21 protein-coding genes are annotated in these 19,677 nt (G+C 61.7%); 18 read left to right on the forward strand and 3 right to left on the reverse strand.

Annotated elements, in window-relative coordinates; genetic code table 11:
- The first annotated feature begins 199 nt into the window (after positions 1-199).
- The gene (locus AC1RLZ_RS13715) at positions 200-1,468 is read left to right on the forward strand and encodes a M20 family metallopeptidase (RefSeq protein WP_493189078.1); all 1,269 of its coding nucleotides are present in this window, start codon (positions 200-202) and stop codon (positions 1,466-1,468) included.
- 91 nt (positions 1,469-1,559) lie between these two features.
- Positions 1,560-2,192: a trimeric intracellular cation channel family protein gene (locus AC1RLZ_RS13720; RefSeq protein ID WP_493189079.1), complete on the forward strand. Its 633-nt coding sequence runs from the start codon at positions 1,560-1,562 to the stop codon at positions 2,190-2,192.
- A 117-nt stretch (positions 2,193-2,309) separates the two neighbouring features.
- Here the strand turns inward: AC1RLZ_RS13720 and AC1RLZ_RS13725 are convergent, their stop codons facing one another.
- Positions 2,310-3,650 (reverse strand): PQQ-dependent sugar dehydrogenase, encoded by a 1,341-nt coding sequence (locus tag AC1RLZ_RS13725; protein WP_493189080.1) that lies wholly within the window; start codon positions 3,648-3,650, stop codon positions 2,310-2,312.
- Positions 3,651-3,661: 11 nt separating this feature from the next.
- The gene (locus AC1RLZ_RS13730) at positions 3,662-4,084 is read right to left on the reverse strand and encodes a DUF2231 domain-containing protein (protein WP_493189081.1); all 423 of its coding nucleotides are present in this window, start codon (positions 4,082-4,084) and stop codon (positions 3,662-3,664) included.
- A 186-nt stretch (positions 4,085-4,270) separates the two neighbouring features.
- Here AC1RLZ_RS13730 and AC1RLZ_RS13735 point away from each other — a divergent pair, with 186 nt between their 5' ends.
- From AC1RLZ_RS13735 to AC1RLZ_RS13750, 4 genes are all read left to right on the forward strand, one after another.
- The gene (locus AC1RLZ_RS13735) at positions 4,271-4,426 is read left to right on the forward strand and encodes a hypothetical protein (protein WP_493189082.1); all 156 of its coding nucleotides are present in this window, start codon (positions 4,271-4,273) and stop codon (positions 4,424-4,426) included.
- A gap of 403 nt (positions 4,427-4,829) precedes the next feature.
- Complete coding sequence (locus tag AC1RLZ_RS13740) at positions 4,830-5,132, forward strand: hypothetical protein (protein ID WP_493189083.1); 303 nt, start codon at positions 4,830-4,832, stop codon at positions 5,130-5,132.
- Positions 5,133-5,528, forward strand: coding sequence for a c-type cytochrome (locus tag AC1RLZ_RS13745; RefSeq protein ID WP_493189084.1), 396 nt, complete (start codon positions 5,133-5,135; stop codon positions 5,526-5,528).
- 342 nt (positions 5,529-5,870) lie between these two features.
- Complete coding sequence (locus AC1RLZ_RS13750) at positions 5,871-6,344, forward strand: CYTH domain-containing protein (RefSeq protein WP_493189085.1); 474 nt, start codon at positions 5,871-5,873, stop codon at positions 6,342-6,344.
- Positions 6,345-7,366: 1,022 nt separating this feature from the next.
- On the opposite strand, the gene AC1RLZ_RS13755 is transcribed toward AC1RLZ_RS13750, so the two are convergent.
- On the reverse strand, positions 7,367-7,873 hold the full coding sequence (locus tag AC1RLZ_RS13755; protein WP_439062502.1) for a cysteine hydrolase family protein: 507 nt from the start codon (positions 7,871-7,873) through the stop codon (positions 7,367-7,369).
- Positions 7,874-7,963: 90 nt separating this feature from the next.
- On the opposite strand from AC1RLZ_RS13755, the gene AC1RLZ_RS13760 reads away from it, so the two are divergent.
- From AC1RLZ_RS13760 to AC1RLZ_RS13815, 12 genes are all read left to right on the forward strand, one after another.
- Positions 7,964-8,899 (forward strand): GlxA family transcriptional regulator, encoded by a 936-nt coding sequence (locus tag AC1RLZ_RS13760; protein ID WP_439062501.1) that lies wholly within the window; start codon positions 7,964-7,966, stop codon positions 8,897-8,899.
- 359 nt (positions 8,900-9,258) lie between these two features.
- Positions 9,259-10,878 (forward strand): FAD-binding protein, encoded by a 1,620-nt coding sequence (locus tag AC1RLZ_RS13765; protein ID WP_439062500.1) that lies wholly within the window; start codon positions 9,259-9,261, stop codon positions 10,876-10,878.
- Complete coding sequence (locus AC1RLZ_RS13770; protein WP_439062499.1) at positions 10,875-11,195, forward strand: 4Fe-4S binding protein; 321 nt, start codon at positions 10,875-10,877, stop codon at positions 11,193-11,195. Before AC1RLZ_RS13765 ends, AC1RLZ_RS13770 begins: the two co-directional genes overlap by 4 nt.
- 45 nt (positions 11,196-11,240) lie before the next feature.
- Positions 11,241-12,068: an ABC transporter permease gene (locus tag AC1RLZ_RS13775; RefSeq protein ID WP_439086149.1), complete on the forward strand. Its 828-nt coding sequence runs from the start codon at positions 11,241-11,243 to the stop codon at positions 12,066-12,068.
- Entirely contained in the window at positions 12,065-12,868 is an 804-nt protein-coding gene (locus AC1RLZ_RS13780; RefSeq protein ID WP_439062497.1) for an ABC transporter permease, read from the forward strand. The genes AC1RLZ_RS13775 and AC1RLZ_RS13780 overlap by 4 nt, the downstream gene beginning before the upstream one ends.
- Before the next feature lie 10 nt (positions 12,869-12,878).
- Positions 12,879-13,628: an ABC transporter ATP-binding protein gene (locus AC1RLZ_RS13785; protein ID WP_439062496.1), complete on the forward strand. Its 750-nt coding sequence runs from the start codon at positions 12,879-12,881 to the stop codon at positions 13,626-13,628.
- Positions 13,629-13,645: 17 nt separating this feature from the next.
- Positions 13,646-14,710 carry an ABC transporter substrate-binding protein gene (locus AC1RLZ_RS13790; RefSeq protein ID WP_439062495.1) on the forward strand — a complete coding sequence of 355 codons (1,065 nt, stop codon included), beginning with the start codon at positions 13,646-13,648 and terminating at the stop codon, positions 14,708-14,710.
- Between the two features lie 45 nt (positions 14,711-14,755).
- Entirely contained in the window at positions 14,756-15,028 is a 273-nt protein-coding gene (locus AC1RLZ_RS13795; RefSeq protein WP_439062494.1) for a hypothetical protein, read from the forward strand.
- Between the two features lie 300 nt (positions 15,029-15,328).
- Positions 15,329-16,372: an ABC transporter substrate-binding protein gene (locus AC1RLZ_RS13800; protein WP_439062493.1), complete on the forward strand. Its 1,044-nt coding sequence runs from the start codon at positions 15,329-15,331 to the stop codon at positions 16,370-16,372.
- A complete protein-coding gene (locus AC1RLZ_RS13805) occupies positions 16,369-17,148 on the forward strand; it encodes an ABC transporter ATP-binding protein (RefSeq protein WP_439062492.1) in 780 nt (259 codons plus the stop codon). The genes AC1RLZ_RS13800 and AC1RLZ_RS13805 overlap by 4 nt, the downstream gene beginning before the upstream one ends.
- The gene (locus AC1RLZ_RS13810) at positions 17,145-18,005 is read left to right on the forward strand and encodes an ABC transporter permease (protein ID WP_439062491.1); all 861 of its coding nucleotides are present in this window, start codon (positions 17,145-17,147) and stop codon (positions 18,003-18,005) included. The genes AC1RLZ_RS13805 and AC1RLZ_RS13810 overlap by 4 nt, the downstream gene beginning before the upstream one ends.
- Positions 18,002-19,675 (forward strand): amidohydrolase, encoded by a 1,674-nt coding sequence (locus AC1RLZ_RS13815; protein WP_439062490.1) that lies wholly within the window; start codon positions 18,002-18,004, stop codon positions 19,673-19,675. Before AC1RLZ_RS13810 ends, AC1RLZ_RS13815 begins: the two co-directional genes overlap by 4 nt.
- Positions 19,676-19,677 lie beyond the last annotated feature (2 nt).

The following is a 19,677-nucleotide window of genomic DNA, read 5'->3' on the forward strand; positions in this document are numbered from 1 at the left end:
GGTTGAGAAATAGGCTACCAGGCTTGATTTGGACTGAGCACCTGGGGCCACTTTGCGAGGACTTGGTCGCGCCAGTCCAGCGGCGCCGACTGTCGCAGGATGACCTCGCGGCAATTTGATTTCGTTCCTCGCTAGCGGCTTGTGCTTCGACCAAAAGAGGGCAAGGTTGCATGACTTTGAGAATGCGAGGGAGGCGTCGATGAACACGAACAATGCGAACTCTTCCGACCCGGTCTTACGCAATCTTGACGGCCTGCTCCCCGATTTGACCGAGTTCTACAAGGATGTGCATGCACACCCGGAATTGTCGATGCAGGAGACGCGAACGGCAAAGCTCGCGGCGGACCGCCTGCGCGCGGCCGGCTATGAAGTTACGACGGGCGTCGGCAAGACCGGTGTGGTTGGCCTGCTTCGTAATGGCGACGGCCCAACTGTCATGCTGCGCGCTGATATGGATGCGTTGCCAATCCAGGAAACGACAGGCCTGCCCTACGCCAGTAAGGTTACAGCGACAGATCGAGAAGGCCAGACGGTGCCTGTTTCGCATATGTGCGGCCACGACATGCACGTGGCCTGGCTCGCCGGTGCAGCCAGGCTGCTCGCCGACGCTCGATCAGCCTGGCAGGGTACTTTGATGGCGGTCTTTCAGCCAGGAGAAGAGACGGCGGAAGGTGCAAAGGCCATGATCGAGGACGGTCTGTTCAAGCGTTTCCCAAAGCCCGACGTGATCCTCGGCCAGCATGTCATGGTGGGTCCTTCGGGTACGGTCGCCGGACGCGCCGGCGCCATCACGTCCGCGGCGGACAGTCTGCAGATCCGCCTGTTCGGACGCGGCGCGCATGGCTCAATGCCGCAGGCAAGTATTGATCCTGTGATCATGGCCGCATCCACGGTCATGCGGCTTCAAACTATAGTGTCGCGCGAGCTTGCGGCCGCTGAAGCGGCGGTAGTTACGATTGGCGTTTTGCAGGCAGGCACCAAGGAGAATGTCATTCCCGACGAAGCCATCATCAAGCTTAATGTCCGAACGTTCGATGCCGGCGTCCGGACACGGGTACTGGCCGCAATCGAACGGATCGTCAACGCCGAGGCGGCCGCTTCCGGCGCGCCCCGCCCGCCCGAGATCACGACGCTCGATAGCTATCCGCTCAACGTCAATAATCGAGACGCAAGCAAGCGGGTGGTCGACGCGTTCCGGGGATATTTTGGAGCGGACCGGGTCCGGGAAACCGGCCCGGCGCCGGCCAGCGAGGATTTCGGATCGTTTGGATCGGGGTGGCACGTTCCCTCGGTTTTCTGGTTTGTCGGCGGTACTGATCCGGAGACTTATACGAAGGCGAAAGAGGCAAACCGGCTCAACGAACTTCCGGTGAACCACAGCCCAAAATTCGCACCCGTTCTCCATCCCACCTTACAAATGGGAGTTGAAACGCTGGTCGTGGCAACCCGCGCATGGCTGACGGTGTAAGATATGATAGTCGATTGGGTCCCATTTACCGAAAGCGCATCTACCTTTCGGTTGAACGCCTGAGAGCCCGCTTATGGAGCAACTCCCGCTTGTGCTCGATCTGACTGGTACCTTCGTCTTTGCGCTTAGCGGCGCATTGGCAGGCGTCACACGAAAGCTGGATTTATTCGGCGTTCTGGTATTGTCGTTTGCGGCGGCTACTGCGGGCGGCATCGCCCGAGACGTTCTGATCGGCGCGATTCCTCCCGGCGCCATCAATGACTGGCGCTATCTCGCCGTGTCGCTCTTTGCCGGCGTAGTCACTTTCTATTTCTCCCCCCTGGTCGTTCGGATGTCGAACCCGGTCTCTCTATTCGACGCCGCAGGACTCGCTTTTTTTGCCGTCGCAGGCGCGTCCAAAGCGCTCGCCTACGGACTGAACCCGGTCATGGCGATAGTGCTCGGCATGGTGACCGGGATCGGCGGCGGTATGGTTCGCGACGTGCTGCTGGCCGAAATCCCGACCGTGCTGCGTGCAGAACTTTATGCGGTCGCGGCGCTGGCCGGCGCGGCAGCTGTGGTCATAGGGCATGCACTAGAGCTTCCTCAAGTCCCCGTAACGACCGTGGGGTTGGCATTATGCTTTTTTCTTCGCGTGATGGGGATCAGATATAGCTGGCGGCTTCCAACCGCCGGTGGAGACAAGCGATCCCCCGGGAGCACCGACACGACGATCGATCCGTAGCCATCGAAAAGGAAGCGCGAGCAGAGCATGACTGCTTCAACAGCCAATTCAGTGATGTTCGGACTGACTACAGCCCGCGGAAAATTCCGCGCGCCATCGCGAGGAGTCCCGACGCGTCTACTGATTAGTCGATAACTTTTCTCGGCCGACCGAGCCGCTCACTCTCCAGACCGTATTCCCGACATCGTCAGCAACGACCAGAGCACCGGTCCGGTCAAGCGCCACGCCGACCGGCCGCCCGTGAACCGTTTTTTTATCCGGTGCAAGGAAGTTCGTCACCACCGGGGTCGGCATCCCGCTCGGCTGTCCATTCACGAAGGGAACGAAGATCACCTGGTAGCCGTTCAGCGGGTCGCGGTTCCAGCTGCCATGCTGGCCCACAAACGCGCCATCGGCGAACGCCGGTGACAGCGTTTCTCCTTGACTGAATGCGAGGCCGAGTGCCGCAACATGGGAGCTGAGGCCGTAATCCGGCTTGATCGCCTTCGCCACCATCGCAGGATTCTGCGGATGGACGCGTTCATCCAAGTGCTGTCCCCAATAGCTATAGGGCCAGCCGTAGAAACCGCCGTCCTTGATGGACGATAGATAATCCGGAACCAGATCCGGCCCGATCTCGTCCCGCTCGTTGACGACAGCGAACAATTGCCCCGTTCCAGGCTGGATGGCGAGGTTCGTCGGATTGCGCGTTCCAGTCGCGAAGAGGCGCTTGGCCCCCGTCAGGCGATCGACCTCGTAGATGGCCGCACGCCCTTCTTCGATGTCTATCCCATTCTCGGCGATGTTGCTGTTAGAGCCGACCCCGACATAGAACTTTGACCCGTCCGGGCTGGCCACCATGGACTTGGTCCAGTGGTGGTTGATCGGGCCTGCGGGCAAATCGGCAAGCTTTGTGCCGGGCGCCGTAATCTGCGTCTGTCCCGGTGTGAACGGAAAGGCGATGATCGCGTCGGTGTTGGCGACGTACAAGGTGTCCGCCACCCACGCTACGCCGTATGGCGAGTGCAGGTGATCGACCAGAACAGCCTTCATCTCCGGAACGCCGTCGCCATTGGCGTCACGCAACAAAGTGATGCGATTGCCGCCCTTGTCGGACGCACCGGCTCGCGCCTTAACTTTTCCTGAGATGTAATCCTTGGGGCGAAATGGCATGGTACCGGGACCGTTGCTTTCGACGACGAGGATATCGCCGTTGGGCAATGGATAGACGATGCGCGGATGCATCAGTCCGGTCGCCATCGCCTGGATGCGCATGCCGGCGGGAACTGTTGGCGTTTCCTCGGTCTTCCAGCCAACCGCCTGCGGTACGCTCATGGGCGGCACCAGATACTGGTGAGGTTCGGGAAGCTCTGGATTCGATCCATATTGTTTTGATGGATCGCCGCCTTGGTCACTGCAGGCGGACACCAGCGTGAGAATCATCAGCCCCGCAACCGCTCGAACTCGATTCGCGATCATTCGCTTTCTCCCTAGCCCGCAGTCTTGACGGCGGTAACACACCAACCGCGAAGACCGGCGGCAAGCAGCAGCATCGTAACGATGATCGATAGGCCAATGCCGGTCGGGACAACCGAAGTCCACCCGTCTCGCGTATGAACGAAGACGTTGACCAGCGAAAGAACTGCGGCAGCCCCTACCAAACAAAAATCAAACCAACGGATCGGCCCGGCCCTCCCGAGCGCGAAGTCAATGACCAGGAAGATCGTGGCGATAAGCGCCAGCACGAGCCCCCCAGTGATCAGCCAAACAGAGAAGTTGGCCCACTGCATCAGCGAGTTGCTCGTGTACATATAGTCGGTGAATAGAGCGGCCATGAGCAACGCGCCACCCAATCCAACAAAAAACGGATGCAGCGGCGCATGTGCACGGCTCCTGTCATTTGGACCGACCATGTCTTTCTCCTCGCTTCCATACTCGCCTGAGATCTGTTGCATAATCCTGCACGCCCCCGGGGGGGGCGAAAACAACCGACTTCTCAGTTTCGATACTTAGCGGAAGACTCTTATCGGGACTAGGATGTAAGCATCACCATATATTGATGCTAACGTGGAGAAGGAAACGCAGCCTTCGCCGTAGCGATGCCCGCCATTATCGGCGACGTGTCGCCCTCGCGCTGCGGCCGCTCGATCTTCCAACTGCTTGGGCTTCATCCTCAATCTTTAGAAATTCGCCTGTGCTTCATGGCGTTCGATCCGTTGATCATAGCCGTCTCCACTCTGTCGATGGCTGAGTGAACGGCCGCCTTCTGTCGAGGCGCGATATCTTCATCGGGTCTTGCACGGTGTTTGGCTATTTCGACGGAATGTATCCGTGTCGCGCGTACCCTTGTTGCTCTGGGGATAGGTCAGTTTCGTTTACGCATTTTCTCCCATGCTCCCGGTGCATCGGGATCGGGCGCGACTATCGAATTGCAGTTCATCTGAGGCTCATTCCGGCGCGCTCGCTCCGAAATTTCTGATGGTTCAGATTTCATTGAGTGATACGTGTTGCAAACTGACCATACCGAAAGTGGCCGGTGTCACGAGGTGGGCTGGGACGGTAATTTCAGTGAACTTCGTGTGCAGGAAGGTCGGCGATGATAGAACAAGGCTGTTTCAAAGGTCTCACACGACCAGTCTCACGTAATGGAGCGCCGTGATGCCGAACCCATTGAAAGCCCCTGCAGTGAGAAAGATCGGTGTGGGTCAAGCCGTTATCTTGCTGTCGTTATTCGCCATGTTGCTGTTCGCCGTGGTGTGGGCCTCCATGGCTTGGACATCAGCGGAAGACGTACAGATGTCAATCCACGGATGGATCGCGCTCATCCTTGGCGTAACGTTTTCCTTGCTTATCGGCTGTGGTCTTATGGCCTTGATGTTCTACAGCAGCCGTAGTGGGCACGATGAAGCGGCAACACCTGACGTGCGACGGCAGTCGGATACGCTTGAAAAGGACGACTGAGTGAGAGCGTCAATCCGCTGCGCGGCATACTTACTTATCTTATTTACCGCCTCTCAAACTGTCGCGGAAGATATTGAGCGCGGGCGGCGTATCTACCAGGCTTGCGCATCTTGTCACACTCTCGAATCCGATCGCAGTACGTTTGGTCCGAGCCTTAAAGGCGTCCTCGGCAGGCATGCGGCCGCGGTCCCTGACTACAAATATTCAACAGGAATGCGAGACGCAGCTAACGCTGGCCTGGTATGGAATGACAGTTCGCTAGCCGCGTTCTTGAAAAATCCAAAGAAAGTCGTTCCCGGCACAACGATGCGGTTCTGGGGGCTCTGGGATGGAGAGGTTGGCGACCTTCTTGCCTTTCTGAAAGCTTCAACCGTCGCCCCCTCAGGTCGGCGTTAGGCGCATCGCGCTTACACGCGAGAACCTAATTGACAAGCTCACCGAAGCGCCATTCGGCAGCGACGATCATTCCCTTCACTTGGGCGGGCTCATCGCTATGAGCGTATTCGAGCCCCAACATGGATACGAAAATACCTTCATCAACAGCCTCGTTTCTCTTCGTCAGTCCTTCAAGGTCGCCAAGGAATCTCCAATTCCACACGACACATCGCCATGATCGCATGTCCGTTGCGCTGCCGCTGGCACCCGGACTTCGATCGGGCGCATCCGAAATTGACGCGCATGCACCCGGCGGCATAGGAAGTAGCCACTCGGCACTTTGATAAAGGGTAGGCTGCCGTCATGGCCCAGGAAATTGAGCGAAAATTTCTGCTCGCCGACGATCGATGGAGATCATCCGTCGCCGAGAGCGCTCGAATAAAGGATGGGCTCGTCGCCAATACCAATGGCCGCAAGACGCGGGTTCGGATCATCGGAGAACGCGCCACGATAACCCTCAAAGGTCAACGTCATGGGCTGGCACGCTCCGAGTTCGAATATGCGATCCCGGTATCGGATGCCGAGGAAATCCTGCACACGATGTGCGATGGCCGCATTGTGGAAAAGATCCGGCACTACGTTCCGCATGCGGGAGTGACCTGGGAAATCGATGTCTATCACGGCAGCTTGACGGGGATCGTGATCGCCGAAGTCGAATTGAAGCGAGAGGATTTCGAGCTCAAACTGCCGGACTGGATCGGAGAGGAAATAACTGGAGATCCGCGATACAGCAAAATCAATATGGAGGCGGCGGCGAACCGGCCCGAACAGCCGTAAACTTCAGTCGTTCACCGCCCGAGCGGTCCGCTTCTCGTTGCTCAATCCAAATGCAGCCTGCGACACGCATTGCGACGTGAGGCTCCATTTCCGGCTTTGTCTGCGACCGCCTTAAAGGCAAGATGATCGGCGGCAATGATCGATAGAGAAGATCGGGCAACCTCCGAAGGGACCGGCCTCGCACGGGCGGGGCTGGAAATGATCGAAAGATGTGGCCAGGAAATGCGCGAGAACATCGCGAAATGGCGCTCCGTAAGGGATATCACGGAACGGAAAGAAACCAATTTCCCCAATAAAATCAATAGGCGAACCTGCCCTATGTTGGGCATGTAGGACGTCATGTAGGACGTCGCAAAAACCGTTTTGTTCACGGTCTATCTGATCACCGCGACGCCATCCCCCTCCGCGAGGCGCAACTTATTCTCGCGGATTCGATACAGCCGCCGGGCCAAAAAGCTAGGGTTGCAACCGATACCGGACGACGGAAAGATCCTCTAAAGCCGATGGCCTACGCTAAGGCCGCATGGATGACTGAAATCCCTAACCGCCGGTCATTCGTTCGTTTAGCGAGCAATGTGATTGCGCTCGCCGCGGTCGGCGCCGCTGGCATTCGCTTCGTTGGGAGCGATTGACGCGTTCACGGCCTCAATAAGAATCATCCCGGCAGCTCATCCTGATCGCATCGATTTCATTCACGTTCGGAAAGTCGATTGGCATTCGCCATTTCGGGCCCGCTTTTCGCGTTTGCCTATGCGTCTTCGGCCTTTGCACAGTCCGGGCCAACGCCTGACGTTACCGACAATGAAATCGTCGTCGGGCAGACAATGCCGTACGGCGGACGCGACTTCCAGCGCCAGTAGTAGCGAAAGCCGGCCTTGCGCCAACGCCCAAGCGTCTTGGGCCGGATGATTGTGAGAACTTTCAGGATGGCTGGAAAGCAGCTTTATTGGACCGTGATCGCTGCCATCACTTTCTGAGCACGAAATGACGCTGCCGGATTGACAGGACTATCTGTCGATATCTCACGAGCTCCATAGGTCCGTTACGCTGACGATAAGACCCTTCGATCCCAGAGCATTTAACGCGATATTGTGAACTGTCTCAGTCGGAGCACTGCAGAGTTCACCGATGACCCGGACCGACAGGTCGTCAGCCGCGCGCGATAGGGCGGTGAAGACGACACAGTTCTGCGTCATCATTCCACAGATCAGCAATTCGTCGGTTTTCGTTAAATGAGACAATAGTTCCGTCTCTTGGAAAGCGTCGGCGAACTGTTTGATGACGACAGGAGCATCGGCTGCAGCTGCAAGAACGGCTGGTCGGATGGCACTACCTGGGCCGTTTGCCGCGAACAAACCGGCGTCTGCCTTCGACACGTGTCGAACGAGGACGACGTTGTCTCCTGAAGCTCTTGCCCGCGCGATGGCGGACACGATGCGAGCCTCAATTTCATCGGGCTTCCATAGTGGAAGAAGGCCACCGGGGAAATATTCGTTCTGGACGTCGATCACGAGAAGCGTGCGGGTCATAATGGGGCTCCTGAGGTTTCAGCGACCTTTACTCGCGCACACCAGCGTCCGTCAGTGGCCCGATGGACATTTTTGGTGTAGATCGGGCCAATGCGAATTGCCGTCCTCGCCTACGATCACATCAGTCCTTTCATGCTGTCCACGCCGCTCGCAGTGTTCGGCGAACCGTTCCTGGCCAGCGGTCATCGGATCGACGTCTGCTCAAACGAGCCTCGTTTAAAGACCGCAGGCGGATTGACGATCGAGGCGAGCTATCCGTTGGAGGCGGCCCGCGAGGCTGACGTCGTGATCCTGCCGGGCTGGCGGAACGTCGACGAACCGCTGTCGTCGGATATCATCGCGGAAGTGCAAATGGCAGGCGAGCGCGAGGCGATCGTCGTCGGCCTTTGCCTCGGAGCCTTTGGTCTGGCCGAAGCCGGCTTGCTCCATGGACGCCGCGCGACAACGCACTGGGCTCAAGCGAAGACGTTCGCGCTACGTTATCCCACGGTCGACGTCGATGCCGGCGCACTCTTTATCGACGAAGGGCAGATATTGACCTCGGCGGGCATCGCATCCGGGCTGGACTGCTGTCTGCATCTGCTCGCCCGCATGTCCGGGCTCGGCGAAGCCAACCGCGTCGCCCGTCACCTCGTTCTTGCGCCGCAACGCTCGGGCCAGCAACCGCAGGTGCTTGAGCGCCCGGCGATCGGATCGTCCTCCGATCGGCGTGTCACCGAAATTCTGGAAGGGCTGCGCGCAGATCCGACCCGGACGCCGTCGCTCGACGAACTGGCGGAGCGTGCCGGCATGAGCCGCCGAAGCCTGTCGCGTCATATCCGCTCGCGGACCGGCGGCAACCTCGGACAATGGCTGAAGCAAGTGCGCCTGTCGCGCGCCCAGGAGATGCTGACATCCGGCGTACATGGCATGGAAGATGTCGCCCTTCGCAGCGGATTTCCAGATGCGCACGCATTGCGGTCAGCATTTCGTGCCGAGCTCGGGCTGACGCCGACGCAATGGATGGCGCGGCAGAAAATCGGCTGATCGCAGACCAATCGATCTGGAGCTGGCGATCGCCAGAGCTCCGTCATTCTAGAACCTCAATGACACGAAGATAGTTTTCGCCTCTCAATGATGGCGGCAACATCTCGATCATTTTCGATAACGTTCATTAGCCGAAATGAAATTCTTGTTCTTGCTGAACGAAGAGCGCACTCAATCGCGGATTGCGACGTCGGTCTCTCAAGGAAGCGATAGTTCTTTCTTCACCCCGCGCCATTGCGGCGTGTTTGTCCTCCGCTTGGAGCAATATCTGAAATTGCCAGAGCGAATGTTGTGGGCAAACATTCACGATAGCTTCTGACGCCTTGCGGGCGTATCTCGATTTGCAGCGGAGATATTAAATGAGCGACAACGCGCCTCGCGTCGATGCACGCACAGCGGACGCCGTCGAGCTCGATGCAGATGTGCTGGTGCTCGGCGGCGGCCCGGCCGGCACCTGGGCGGCAATCAGCGCTGCCGGCGAAGGCGCGCGCGTCGTGCTCGTTGACAAAGGCTTTTGCGGGACCTCCGGCGCCACAGCACCATCCGGCACCGGTGTCTGGTACATCGATCCATCGCCTGACAAGCGCGAGGCCGCGATGACCAATCGCGAGAAGATGGGCGGCTATCTGCAGGATCGCCGCTGGATGTCCCGCGTCCTCGACCGCACCTACGACCAGAGCAACAGACTGGCGGAATGGGGCTATCCCTACCCGACCGATGACAGCGGCCGATCTCAGCGCAATTCGCTGCAGGGGCCGGAATATATGCGGCTGATGCGCAAGCGCACCAAGGCCGCGGGTGTCACGATCCTGGATCACAGTCCGGCGCTGGAATTGCTGGTCGATGAAGCCGGCGCCGTCGCTGGCGCCGGGGGCCAGCAGCGCCAGGACGGAAAGCCATGGCGCGTGCGCGCTGGTGCCGTCGTCATCGCGACGGGCGGATGCGCCTTCCTCAGCAAGACGCTGGGCTCGAACGTTCTCACCGGCGACGGATATCTGATGGCCGCCGAACTCGGCGCCGAGCTGACCAGCATGGAGTTCTCCAATCCCTATGCGATATCGAGCGCATTCGGATCGGTGACCAAAACGCTGTTCTTCGGCTGGGGCACCTTCACCTATGAGGATGGGACGCCGGTGCCGGGTGCTGCGTCGAAGGGCGGCCGTTCGGCCATCGCGCGCGCATTGCTGCAGGGTCCCGTCTACGCGCAGCTCGACAAGGCCGATGCTGACATTCAGGAGGCCATGCGCGTCTCGCAGCCGAACTTCTTCCTGCCTTATGACCGCACGGGCGTCGATCCTTTCACCCAGCGCTTTCCGGTCACGCTGCGTCTCGAAGGCACGATCCGCGGCACCGGCGGCCTGCGCATCGTCGATGACAGCTGCGCCACCACCGTGCCCGGCCTCTATGCCGCCGGCGATGCCGCGACGCGCGAACTCGTTTGCGGCGGCTTCACCGGGGGCGGCAGCCACAATGCGGCGTGGGCGATGTCGTCCGGCTACTGGTCGGGCCAGGGCGCGGCACGTTACGTCAAGGGCACGCGCCGTATCCGCCGGAATGCAACGGGCGCCGGCACCGTGGGCCTGCAGGAAAGCACGCGCCCGACATTGAACGGCGCGACCCTTGCCACAGCCGTGCAGAACGAGGTCTTCCCGTACGAGATCAACTATTTCCGCGAAGCTGGTCGCCTGACGGCATCGCTCGCGCGCCTCGACACACTCTGGCACGACGCCACCAAGGCAGGCGCTGTGTCGGGCATCGACGCGGTCCGCGCGCGCGAAAGCGCCGCGATGCTGGCGACGGCACGCTGGATGTATCGCAGCGCGCTGGCGCGCAAGGAAACTCGTGGCATGCATCGGCGCGACGACTTCCCCGAGCAGGATCCGTCGCAGCGCCACTACATCACCACCGGCGGCCTCGACGAGGTCTGGACAGCTACCCGTCCGCACGCCGAAGCATCTCTTGCGGAGGCTGCAGAATGATCGAGGTCATCGATTCCGAAACTTGCACCTCCTGCAATATCTGCGTCCGCGTCTGCCCGACCAATGTGTTCGACAAGACCGACGGCATGCCCGTCATCGCCCGGCAGGACGACTGCCAGACCTGCTTCATGTGCGAACTCTACTGTCCGGAAGACTCGCTCTACGTTTCGCCCTTCGCGGACGAGCCGGTCAGCCTCGCAGCTGCGGAACTCAAGCAGTCCGATGTACTCGGCAGCTATCGACGCGCTGTCGGCTGGACCAAGGAAACGCGGGATCAGCGCGGCATCGATCGCAGCTATCGACTCTTCGGCCACTGACAATACCCGGCGGTGTCGGACGCATTGCGCGTCCCGGAGCTTCGCATGAACGTCAGATCCGTGGCCGTCGACCGTGTCGTCGATCGCTTTCCCGCCGTTCGCCGCATCTGGACGGCGCGCGCGGTCGGCCATCGGCTGCTGCCGCTTGCGATTCCACTGATCATCCTGATCGCATGGCAATGTGCGGCATCGCTGCGGCTTCTGCCGGTGCAGATCCTGCCGCCGCCGCTACTGGTGGCGACCACCGCCATCGACCTGATCCGTGGCGGCGAGATCGTCGACGGGCTTCGCATCAGCCTGTGGCGGATCGGGATCGGCTTCGCCATCGGAGCTGGCGGCGGCCTCGTCTTCGGCGCGCTGCTCGGCCTGTCGCGCACCGTCGAGGCCTATTGCGGACTGACCTTCAGACTGCTCGCCCAGATTCCGTCGCTCGGCTGGCTGCCGATCCTGCTGCTGATCTTTGGTCTCGATGAGACGCTCAAATTCGTTCTCATCGCGAAGGCCAGTTTCGTCCCGACCGTCATTGCCACGTCCGAAAGCGTCAAACAGATCCCTGCCCCGTTTCGCGAGGTTGCGCGCGTGTTGCAGCTGCCGGCGCGATCCTATCTGCGCCGCCTCGTTTTGCCTGCAACCATTCCCGGTATTTTCGGCGGCCTGCGCACTGCCTTGAGCCATGCATGGATCGCGCTCATCGTGGTCGAGATGCTCGCCGCCACCGAGGGCGTCGGCTACACGATGGTGTGGGGACGCACCCTGTTCCAGATCGACATCGTCATCGTCGGCATGGTGGTGATCGGCCTGATCGGCCTCGCCATGGATACCGGCCTTGCGCGTATCGAGCAACGACTGCAGCACTGGGAGGCGCGCCCATGAGCGGCGCGATACCTTCCGAAGCTCTGCGAGCAACGCGCGGCGGCGCATTGCCGTGGTCGCGCGGTCTGGTATTGCCGCTCGCCCTCGCGCTCGGCTGGGCCTGGGCGGTACATGTCGGCTGGCTGTCAGGCCCGCTCGCCATTCAGCCCGAGCGGATTCTGCTCGCACCGTTCGACGATGCGGCCGGCCGCGAGATCTGGCGAGCGATCGCCGCCAGCGCGCTCCGTTACGCCGGCGGTGCCGGCATCGGCATCGTGCTGGGCCTCGCGCTAGGCACTGCGATGGGCCTGTCCTCCACCGTCGAACGGGCGAGCGGCGGCTCCTTCCATGCGCTGCGCCAGATCACGCTCTTCGCCTGGATTCCATTGCTCACGGCCTGGTTCGGCAACGGCGAGGCCAGCAAGATCGTCTATATCGCGCTGTCAGCCTTCTTTCCGGTCGCACTGAACACCGCCACCGGCCTGCGCAACGTGCCGACATCCTATCGCGAAGTGTCGCGCGTGCTCAGCCTGTCGCGCCGGCAAGAAATCCGCCGCGTGCTGCTTCCCGCCGCCCTTCCGGCCATCACCATCGGCATCGAGATCGCACTGATCAGCGCGTGGATCGGCACCGTCGGCGCGGAATATGCGATCGGCAACGGGCGCGGCATCGGCACCTTCGTTTCCGAAGGGCGTGAACAGTTTCGCATGGACATCGTCATCATCGGCGTCATCGCGCTCGCGGCCACCGGCTATCTGGCGACACGTGTGTGCCGCCGGCTGTCGTCGCTGGCCTTGACGCGCGCCTCCGGCCTCACGTGATGGAAACCGCATGACAGAATTCACCGAACTCGCGATCCGGCATGTCACCAAGACCTATGTGGTCGACGAGACGCCGCTGCCCGTGCTGCAGGATGTGTCGCTGTCCGTGTTGCCCGGCGAATTCGTCAGCATCGTCGGCGCCTCCGGCTGCGGCAAGTCCACGTTGCTGCGTCTCATCGTGGGGCTCGACGACGACTATCGCGGCGAGATCCTGCTCGGCGGCACGCAGGTGAGCGGCCCCGGCGCCGACCGCGGCATCGTGTTTCAGGATCACCGGCTGTTTCCGTGGTTGACGCTGACAGAGAATGTCACGCTTGCGCTCGATGCCTTTCCGCTGCCGACGGAAGAAAAAGCGCGGCGCGTCCGCGACTCCATCGCGCTGGTCGGTCTGTCCGGCTTCGAGTGGGCACGCCCTGAGCAGTTATCCGGAGGAATGGCGCAGCGCGCCGCGATTGCGCGTGCGCTGGTTCGGCGGCCTGCAATCTTGTTGCTGGACGAACCGCTTGGCGCTCTCGACTCGCTGAACCGCACGCGACTTCAGGACGCGCTGCTGGACATCTGGGAGGCGCAGCGGACCACCGTGATCATGGTGACCCACGACGTCGAGGAGGCCGTCTATCTCTCGACCCGCATCGTGGTGATGGAGCCACGCCCCGGCCGCATCCGCAGCGTCATCCCGGTTGAACTGGCCGCACGCGACCGCGCCGCGCCCGATTTCCTCGCGCTCAAGCAGCGCGTTCTCGCCGATCTCCGACACTGAAACCAGGAGCAACCATCATGGATAGGATCACGCGACGCAGTTTCACCGCTGGCGCCGCCGCGCTGCTGGCAGCCGGCACAGTGGCCCGCGCCGCCACCGATACGCCGGAGACGATCCGCTTCGGCGCCTTCGGTGCCGGCTTCGGACAGCCCTACGGTGTGGCGACCTTCGGCGTCGCCCAGGCCAAGGACTTCATCGCCAACGAATTCAAGGACACGCCGGTCAAGCTGGAATGGACCTATCTCGCGGGCACCGGACCGGCAGTCAATGAAGGCATCGCCAACGGACGTATCGATTTCGCTCAGTACGGCGCATTGCCGAATGTGATCGGCCGCGCCAACGGCCTGCCCACCCGCGTGCTCTTGAATTACGGTCCTACCACGATCTTTGGCGCCGCACGCAAGGGACTGCCTATCCATTCGATCAAGGATCTCAAGGGACGCAAGGTCACCTTCCAGAAAGGCACCATCCTGCATTGGGCGTTCCTGCGCGCGCTGCAGGCAAATGGCCTGACGGCCAAGGACCTGACCGTCGTTGATCTCAAGACTGCCGATCAACTCGCTGCGCTGGCCGCCGGCAGTGTCGATGCCAGTATCGGTTCGAGCTCGGTGCTGTCGCTGCGCGAGAAGGGCATCATCGATATCTTCTACACATCGAAGGACATCGGTCCGAAGGCCACCGGCTTTGGCGGCATTCTCGTCACCGATCAATTCCGCGAGAAATATCCCGACGCGACGCGCCGCGTCGTCACCGGCCTTCTCAAGGCGGTCGCGTGGATCGGCGACGAAGCCAATCGCGACGAGGCGTTGCGTATCTGGTCGAAATCCGGCACGCCCTACGAGGCCCTGCAGGAGGAGTTCCACGGCCAGTCGCTGAAGGAGGCGTTCAATCCGCTCGTTGACGAATTCCTGCTGGCCCAATTCCAGGATGTCGTCGATTTCTCCAAGTCCGAAAAGCTGATCCGCAGCGATATCGACGTGAGGGAATGGGTGCTTGCGGCGCCGATCAACGAGGCACTTGCCAGCCTCAAGCTCGAGAAATTCTGGACGCCGCGACATGCCGATGGATCGCCGAAAGCATAAGGCAACGATTCCGGTTGTCCGGATCGTACTGGGTGGGAGATTGTGATGATCGATTTTCCGCTCAAGCGACGCTATGAGCGCGATCCCGTCGATCTCGACGAAGCGGACACACGGGCGGCATTCGACGCCTGCGACGCCATTCCATTGGCGATGCGGGCGCGCGCGCAGACCTTGCGCTCGCTGGACCGCTGTGTCCGGCTGCGGCGAACGCTGCGGACACAGCGCCCGGATCGTCCGCAACTGCGCTCCGCCCTCAAGGCCGAGCAACGCGTGCTGGCCCTGATCCGCCAATGGGCGGACGGCCAACGCATGCGGTGAAGTGAAAAGCCTCCGGCGCGCTACCCTAAGAGTAGGTCCGTTGTTCTCCCGACACGCTTTCGGACAGAAGCTTTATCCAAGAAATGCAGCATATCCGAAATTGCCGCTGGCCCACCGCGCAACGTATCTTCTGCGCATATGCACAGTCCGCTCACCATTGCGGCGAACAATGCGACCGCGGCTCATCCAGCACAGGAGCCCGGACCGGCTCGCGGTGTGCCGGCGGATGCGGCGCGCCGAAGCACGGATATTTGCGACCGACGACATCGACATTTGGCCAACCAACCCAGGATCCGATACGTGACAATTTCCCGCCGAGGCGTTCACCCTCCTTCGCTCAGCCGCCGCAATCTTCTGATCGGCGCAGGCGCTACGGCCGCCACCGGCCTTCTCGGCGCTCCGGCCATCGCGCAGACGCATAGCAAGGCCGTGCTCGCCTATGGCAGCACCGGCTACACTTGGGCCCTCCCCTATGTCGCCGAAGCTGCCGGCCTCTGGGAAAAAGCCAATGTCGACCTCACGACTTCATCCTTCGAGACCGGGCGCGACGCCATGCAGGCACTGCTGTCCGGCTCAGCCGATTTCTCAGCCTCCACGGATACGCCGCTGGTGTTCGCTGCACTGACCGGACTGCGTCCCGTCGCCGTGATCAACTACAGCCGCTACTCGCGCGACATGAAGCTTGCAGTGCGCAAAGGTGGCGCTATCGATCCGAAGAATCCCGCAAGCCTCAAGGGTCGCAAGATTGCCACCCGCATCGGCACGTCGGGCCAATTCTTTCTCGCCAAATATCTCGAACTCGCCGGCCTTAAACTGCAGGACGTCACCGTCGTCGATCTCGCGCCGAATAACATGACGACGGCGCTGGCGCGCGGCGATATCGATGGCTTTGCCTGGACCAGCCAGACCGTCGGCGTGGCACAGAAGCAGTCGAATGGCCAGGTCGATGAAATGACGCTCGACGGGATAGAGAAATATTTCCAGAGCCACCAACTCCTGCTTACCACCGAGCGCGTGCTTAAGGAGAAGCCGGATTTGGTCAACACTGCGGTAAAGGTATTCCTGCAAGCCGAAGCTCGCATCGCCAGCGATAAGAACTGGCCGCAGATCATCGCCGACCGGATCAAGACGCCAGCCGGCGACATCACCGAGGCAACCTCGACTTTCACTTTCAAGCTCACCTTCGACGATCGCTTCGTCGACGATCTCGTTAGCCAGGCCCAATGGGCGATCGATGCCGGACTTGCTAAGCCCCCGAAGGGCGAGTTGCGTCCGCTGCTGCGCAGCCTTGTCGTCGATTCGCCGGTCAAGGCTGCGCAGCCAGACCGCGTGACCCTGACGTGAGCCGAGGTACTGCATCGCTGATCGACGTCTCAGGCGTTTCGCAAATCTATGCGGGACGCGACGGTGCTCCCACCTGGGCGCTCCGCGACGTCTCGCTGCAGATCGGCGACGGCGAGTTCGTCTGCCTGATCGGGCCGTCGGGCTGCGGCAAGACCACGCTGCTGCATCTGATCGCCGGCTTCCTGCAGCCGAGCCGCGGTAGCGTCGCATTCCAGCAGCAGCCAATTCTGGGCCCGGGCCCCGACCGCGGTGTCGTGTTCCAGGAATATGCACTGTTCGCCTGGATGACGGCGCGGCAGAACGTCGAATTCGGCCTGCGTGCCAAGCCACTGTCGCGCGGCGCGCGCAGGCAACTGGCGCTCGATGCGCTCGGCCGCGTCGACCTGCTCGCCGCTGCGGACAAATATCCGCACGAACTTTCCGGCGGCATGCGCCAGCGCGTCGCCGTCGCGCGTGCGCTCGTGGTCGAACCGAAAGTTCTGCTGATGGACGAGCCATTCGCTGCCGTCGATGCGATGACACGGCAGACCCTGCAGGACGATCTGCTGCAGCTGTGGAAAGAAACCGGCGTCTCGGTCGTCTTCGTGACCCACAATATCGACGAGGCGATCGTCCTCGCCCAGCGCGTCGTCGTGATGGCGCCTCATCCCGGCACCATCGTCTCGGAGCGCATCATCGACGCCGACTATCCCCGCGACCGCGGCTCGACAGCGTTCGGTGAACTCTACGGCTCGATCTCCGGCGAACTGACCAATGGTACGCGAAGGGCCGCATGACGACGATTTCAGATATCGATCTGGCCGACGATGCGCATCCGGCGTCGCCCTCCTTCGAGGCCCAGTTCCGTGCCGCCAATGACCGCGCACGGCGGAAGGCTCAGCTCACGCGTCTGGCCTTGAACATCCTCGGCCTCGTGCTGTTTATCGCCATCTGGGAAGCGATCCCGCGCTATTCGGACTGGGTCAACGAAGTCTTGTTCCCGCCGCCAAGCACCGTGTTGCAGGCCTTCATCCCAATGCTGACGTCGGGCGAGATCGGCCGCAACATCGCCATCAGCCTGCAGCGCGCCGGGCTCGGCTTCGTCATCGCGCTCGCTTCGGGCATCGGCCTAGGCCTCGTCACCGCGCGTGTTCGCTGGCTGCAATATCTCACCGAGCCGCTGCTGCACGGCTTTCGCGCCATTCCGACGATCGCGCTGGTGCCGCTCTGCGTGCTCTGGTTCGGCATCGGTGAACCGTCGAAGGTGGTGCTGGTTGCATGGGGCGCATTCTTTCCGATCTGGATCACCACCTTCATCGGCGTGCGTGACATCAATCTCATCTATCTGCGCTCGGCCGCCTGCCTCGGCGCCAGCCGCCGCGACACCTTGCTGCTGGTGGTGTTGCCGGCCGCGCTTCCCTTCATCCTGTCGGGCATCCGCCAGTCCATCGCCGTATCATTGATCGTGCTGGTTGCCGCCGAACTGTCCGGCGCATCGGCCGGTGTGGCCTATATGATGTCGCAGGGGCACCAATTGTTCCGCGTCGACATCATGTTCATCGGCCTCGCGCTGCTCGGCACCTTCGGCTTTCTCGCCGACCGCGTCTTCGTCGCGCTCGCGCGCTGGCTGTTCCCCTGGTACGCGGCGTCATGACAACGCCTGCACTGCGACAGCGGATCTTCGAGAATGCGAAGATCTGGACGTTCGACCGCGAACGGCCCACCGCGCAGGCCATCGCGATCGACGGCAACGTGATCGTAGCCGTAGGCGACCGCGACGCCGTGCGCGACGCCGCGCCGGATGCTGAACGGATCGACCTGCAGGGCGCCTGTATCATTCCGGGCTTCAACGACACTCATGCGCATATGGAGCGTGAGGGGCTGAAGACGCTGCGCCCCTCACTCGCCGGCGCCAGGTCTGTCGGAGACATCCTCGCGCGCATCCGAAATGCCGCCGCCAACACGCCGCCGGGCGAATGGATCGTCACCATGCCGGCGGGCACACCGCCCTTCTTCTTCGACGGCGTCTCCGCCCTCGCCGAGCAACGCCTGCCGAACCGCCACGAACTCGACGCCGCAGCGCCCAATCATCCCGTTTATATCCAGGGCGTGTTCGGCAACTGGGGCAAGCCGCCGGGCCACTCGGCACTCAATACGCGCGGGCTCGAACTCAACAATATCGGACCCGACACACACCCGCGCATCGGCGGCGTGGAGATCGAAGTCGATGCGCAGGGCGCACCGACCGGCATAATCGTCGAGCACAACAACCGTCCGACGGTGGAATTAGACATCCTGCCCGCGGTGCCGCGCTTCGGCTTTGCCGACCGCCTCGAAGGTGTCCGCCGCTCGCAGCGGCTCTACAATGCCAAGGGCACCACCAGCATCTATGAAGGCCACGGCTCCGCCGCCGAGACCATCTCGGTCTATCGCCGGCTCTGGGAACTCAACGAACTCACTATCCGCGCGGGCCTCGTGCTGAGTCCGAGCTGGAACGACCTGATCGAGGCTCGCCGCATCATGCGCGACTGGCTCGCCACCGCACGCGGCAGCGGGCTCGGCGACCGCTGGCTGCGCGTCTCCGGCATCCATATCGCCTATGGCGGCGATCCCGTCGTCGCCTGCTGCGCCCGCGCGCATCTGCCCGACACTGGCTGGTCTGGCTTCGTCGAACAGGCGGTGACGCCATCCGACTTTCGCGAGGCCTGTTTCCTCGCCGCCGAATTCGACTTGCGCCTGCACACCATCGTCGGGGACCAGCTGCACGAGATCGTCCCCGTGCTGCGGGCGGTGAACGAGCGACATCCGATCGCTGAACGCCGCTGGGTCATCGAACATATCGGCCGTGCGCGGCCTGAGGACATCCGCGCGCTCAAGGAGCTCGGCGTCTATGTGACGACGATCTCGACTTATTATCTCTGGAAGGGCGGCAGCAAATATCTGAACGAGGCCGATGGCGGAAATGGCGTCGTACCTCATCGCGCCATCCTCGATGCCGGTATTCCCCTGGCCATCGCCACTGACAATATTCCCTATGATCCGTTCTTCACGCTGTGGACCACCTGCGCCCGCGAGGAGCGCTCCACCGGCCGCGTGATCGGGCCTGATCAGCGCCTCGATGCGCATACGGCGCTCGAACTCTTCACCGCCGCCGGCGCTGCGCTCACTTTTGACGAAGGCTGGAAGGGCCGCCTGAAACCCGGCTTCGCTGCGGATCTCGCGGTGCTGTCCGATGACCCCACGACACTGCCACCGGCGGAGCTGAAGGATCTCTCCTGTCTGCTCACAATGGTCGACGGGCGCATCGTCCATGACGTATGCTGATG

It is taken from the genome of Tardiphaga sp. GW822-FHT04G09 (genome assembly GCF_058800725.1).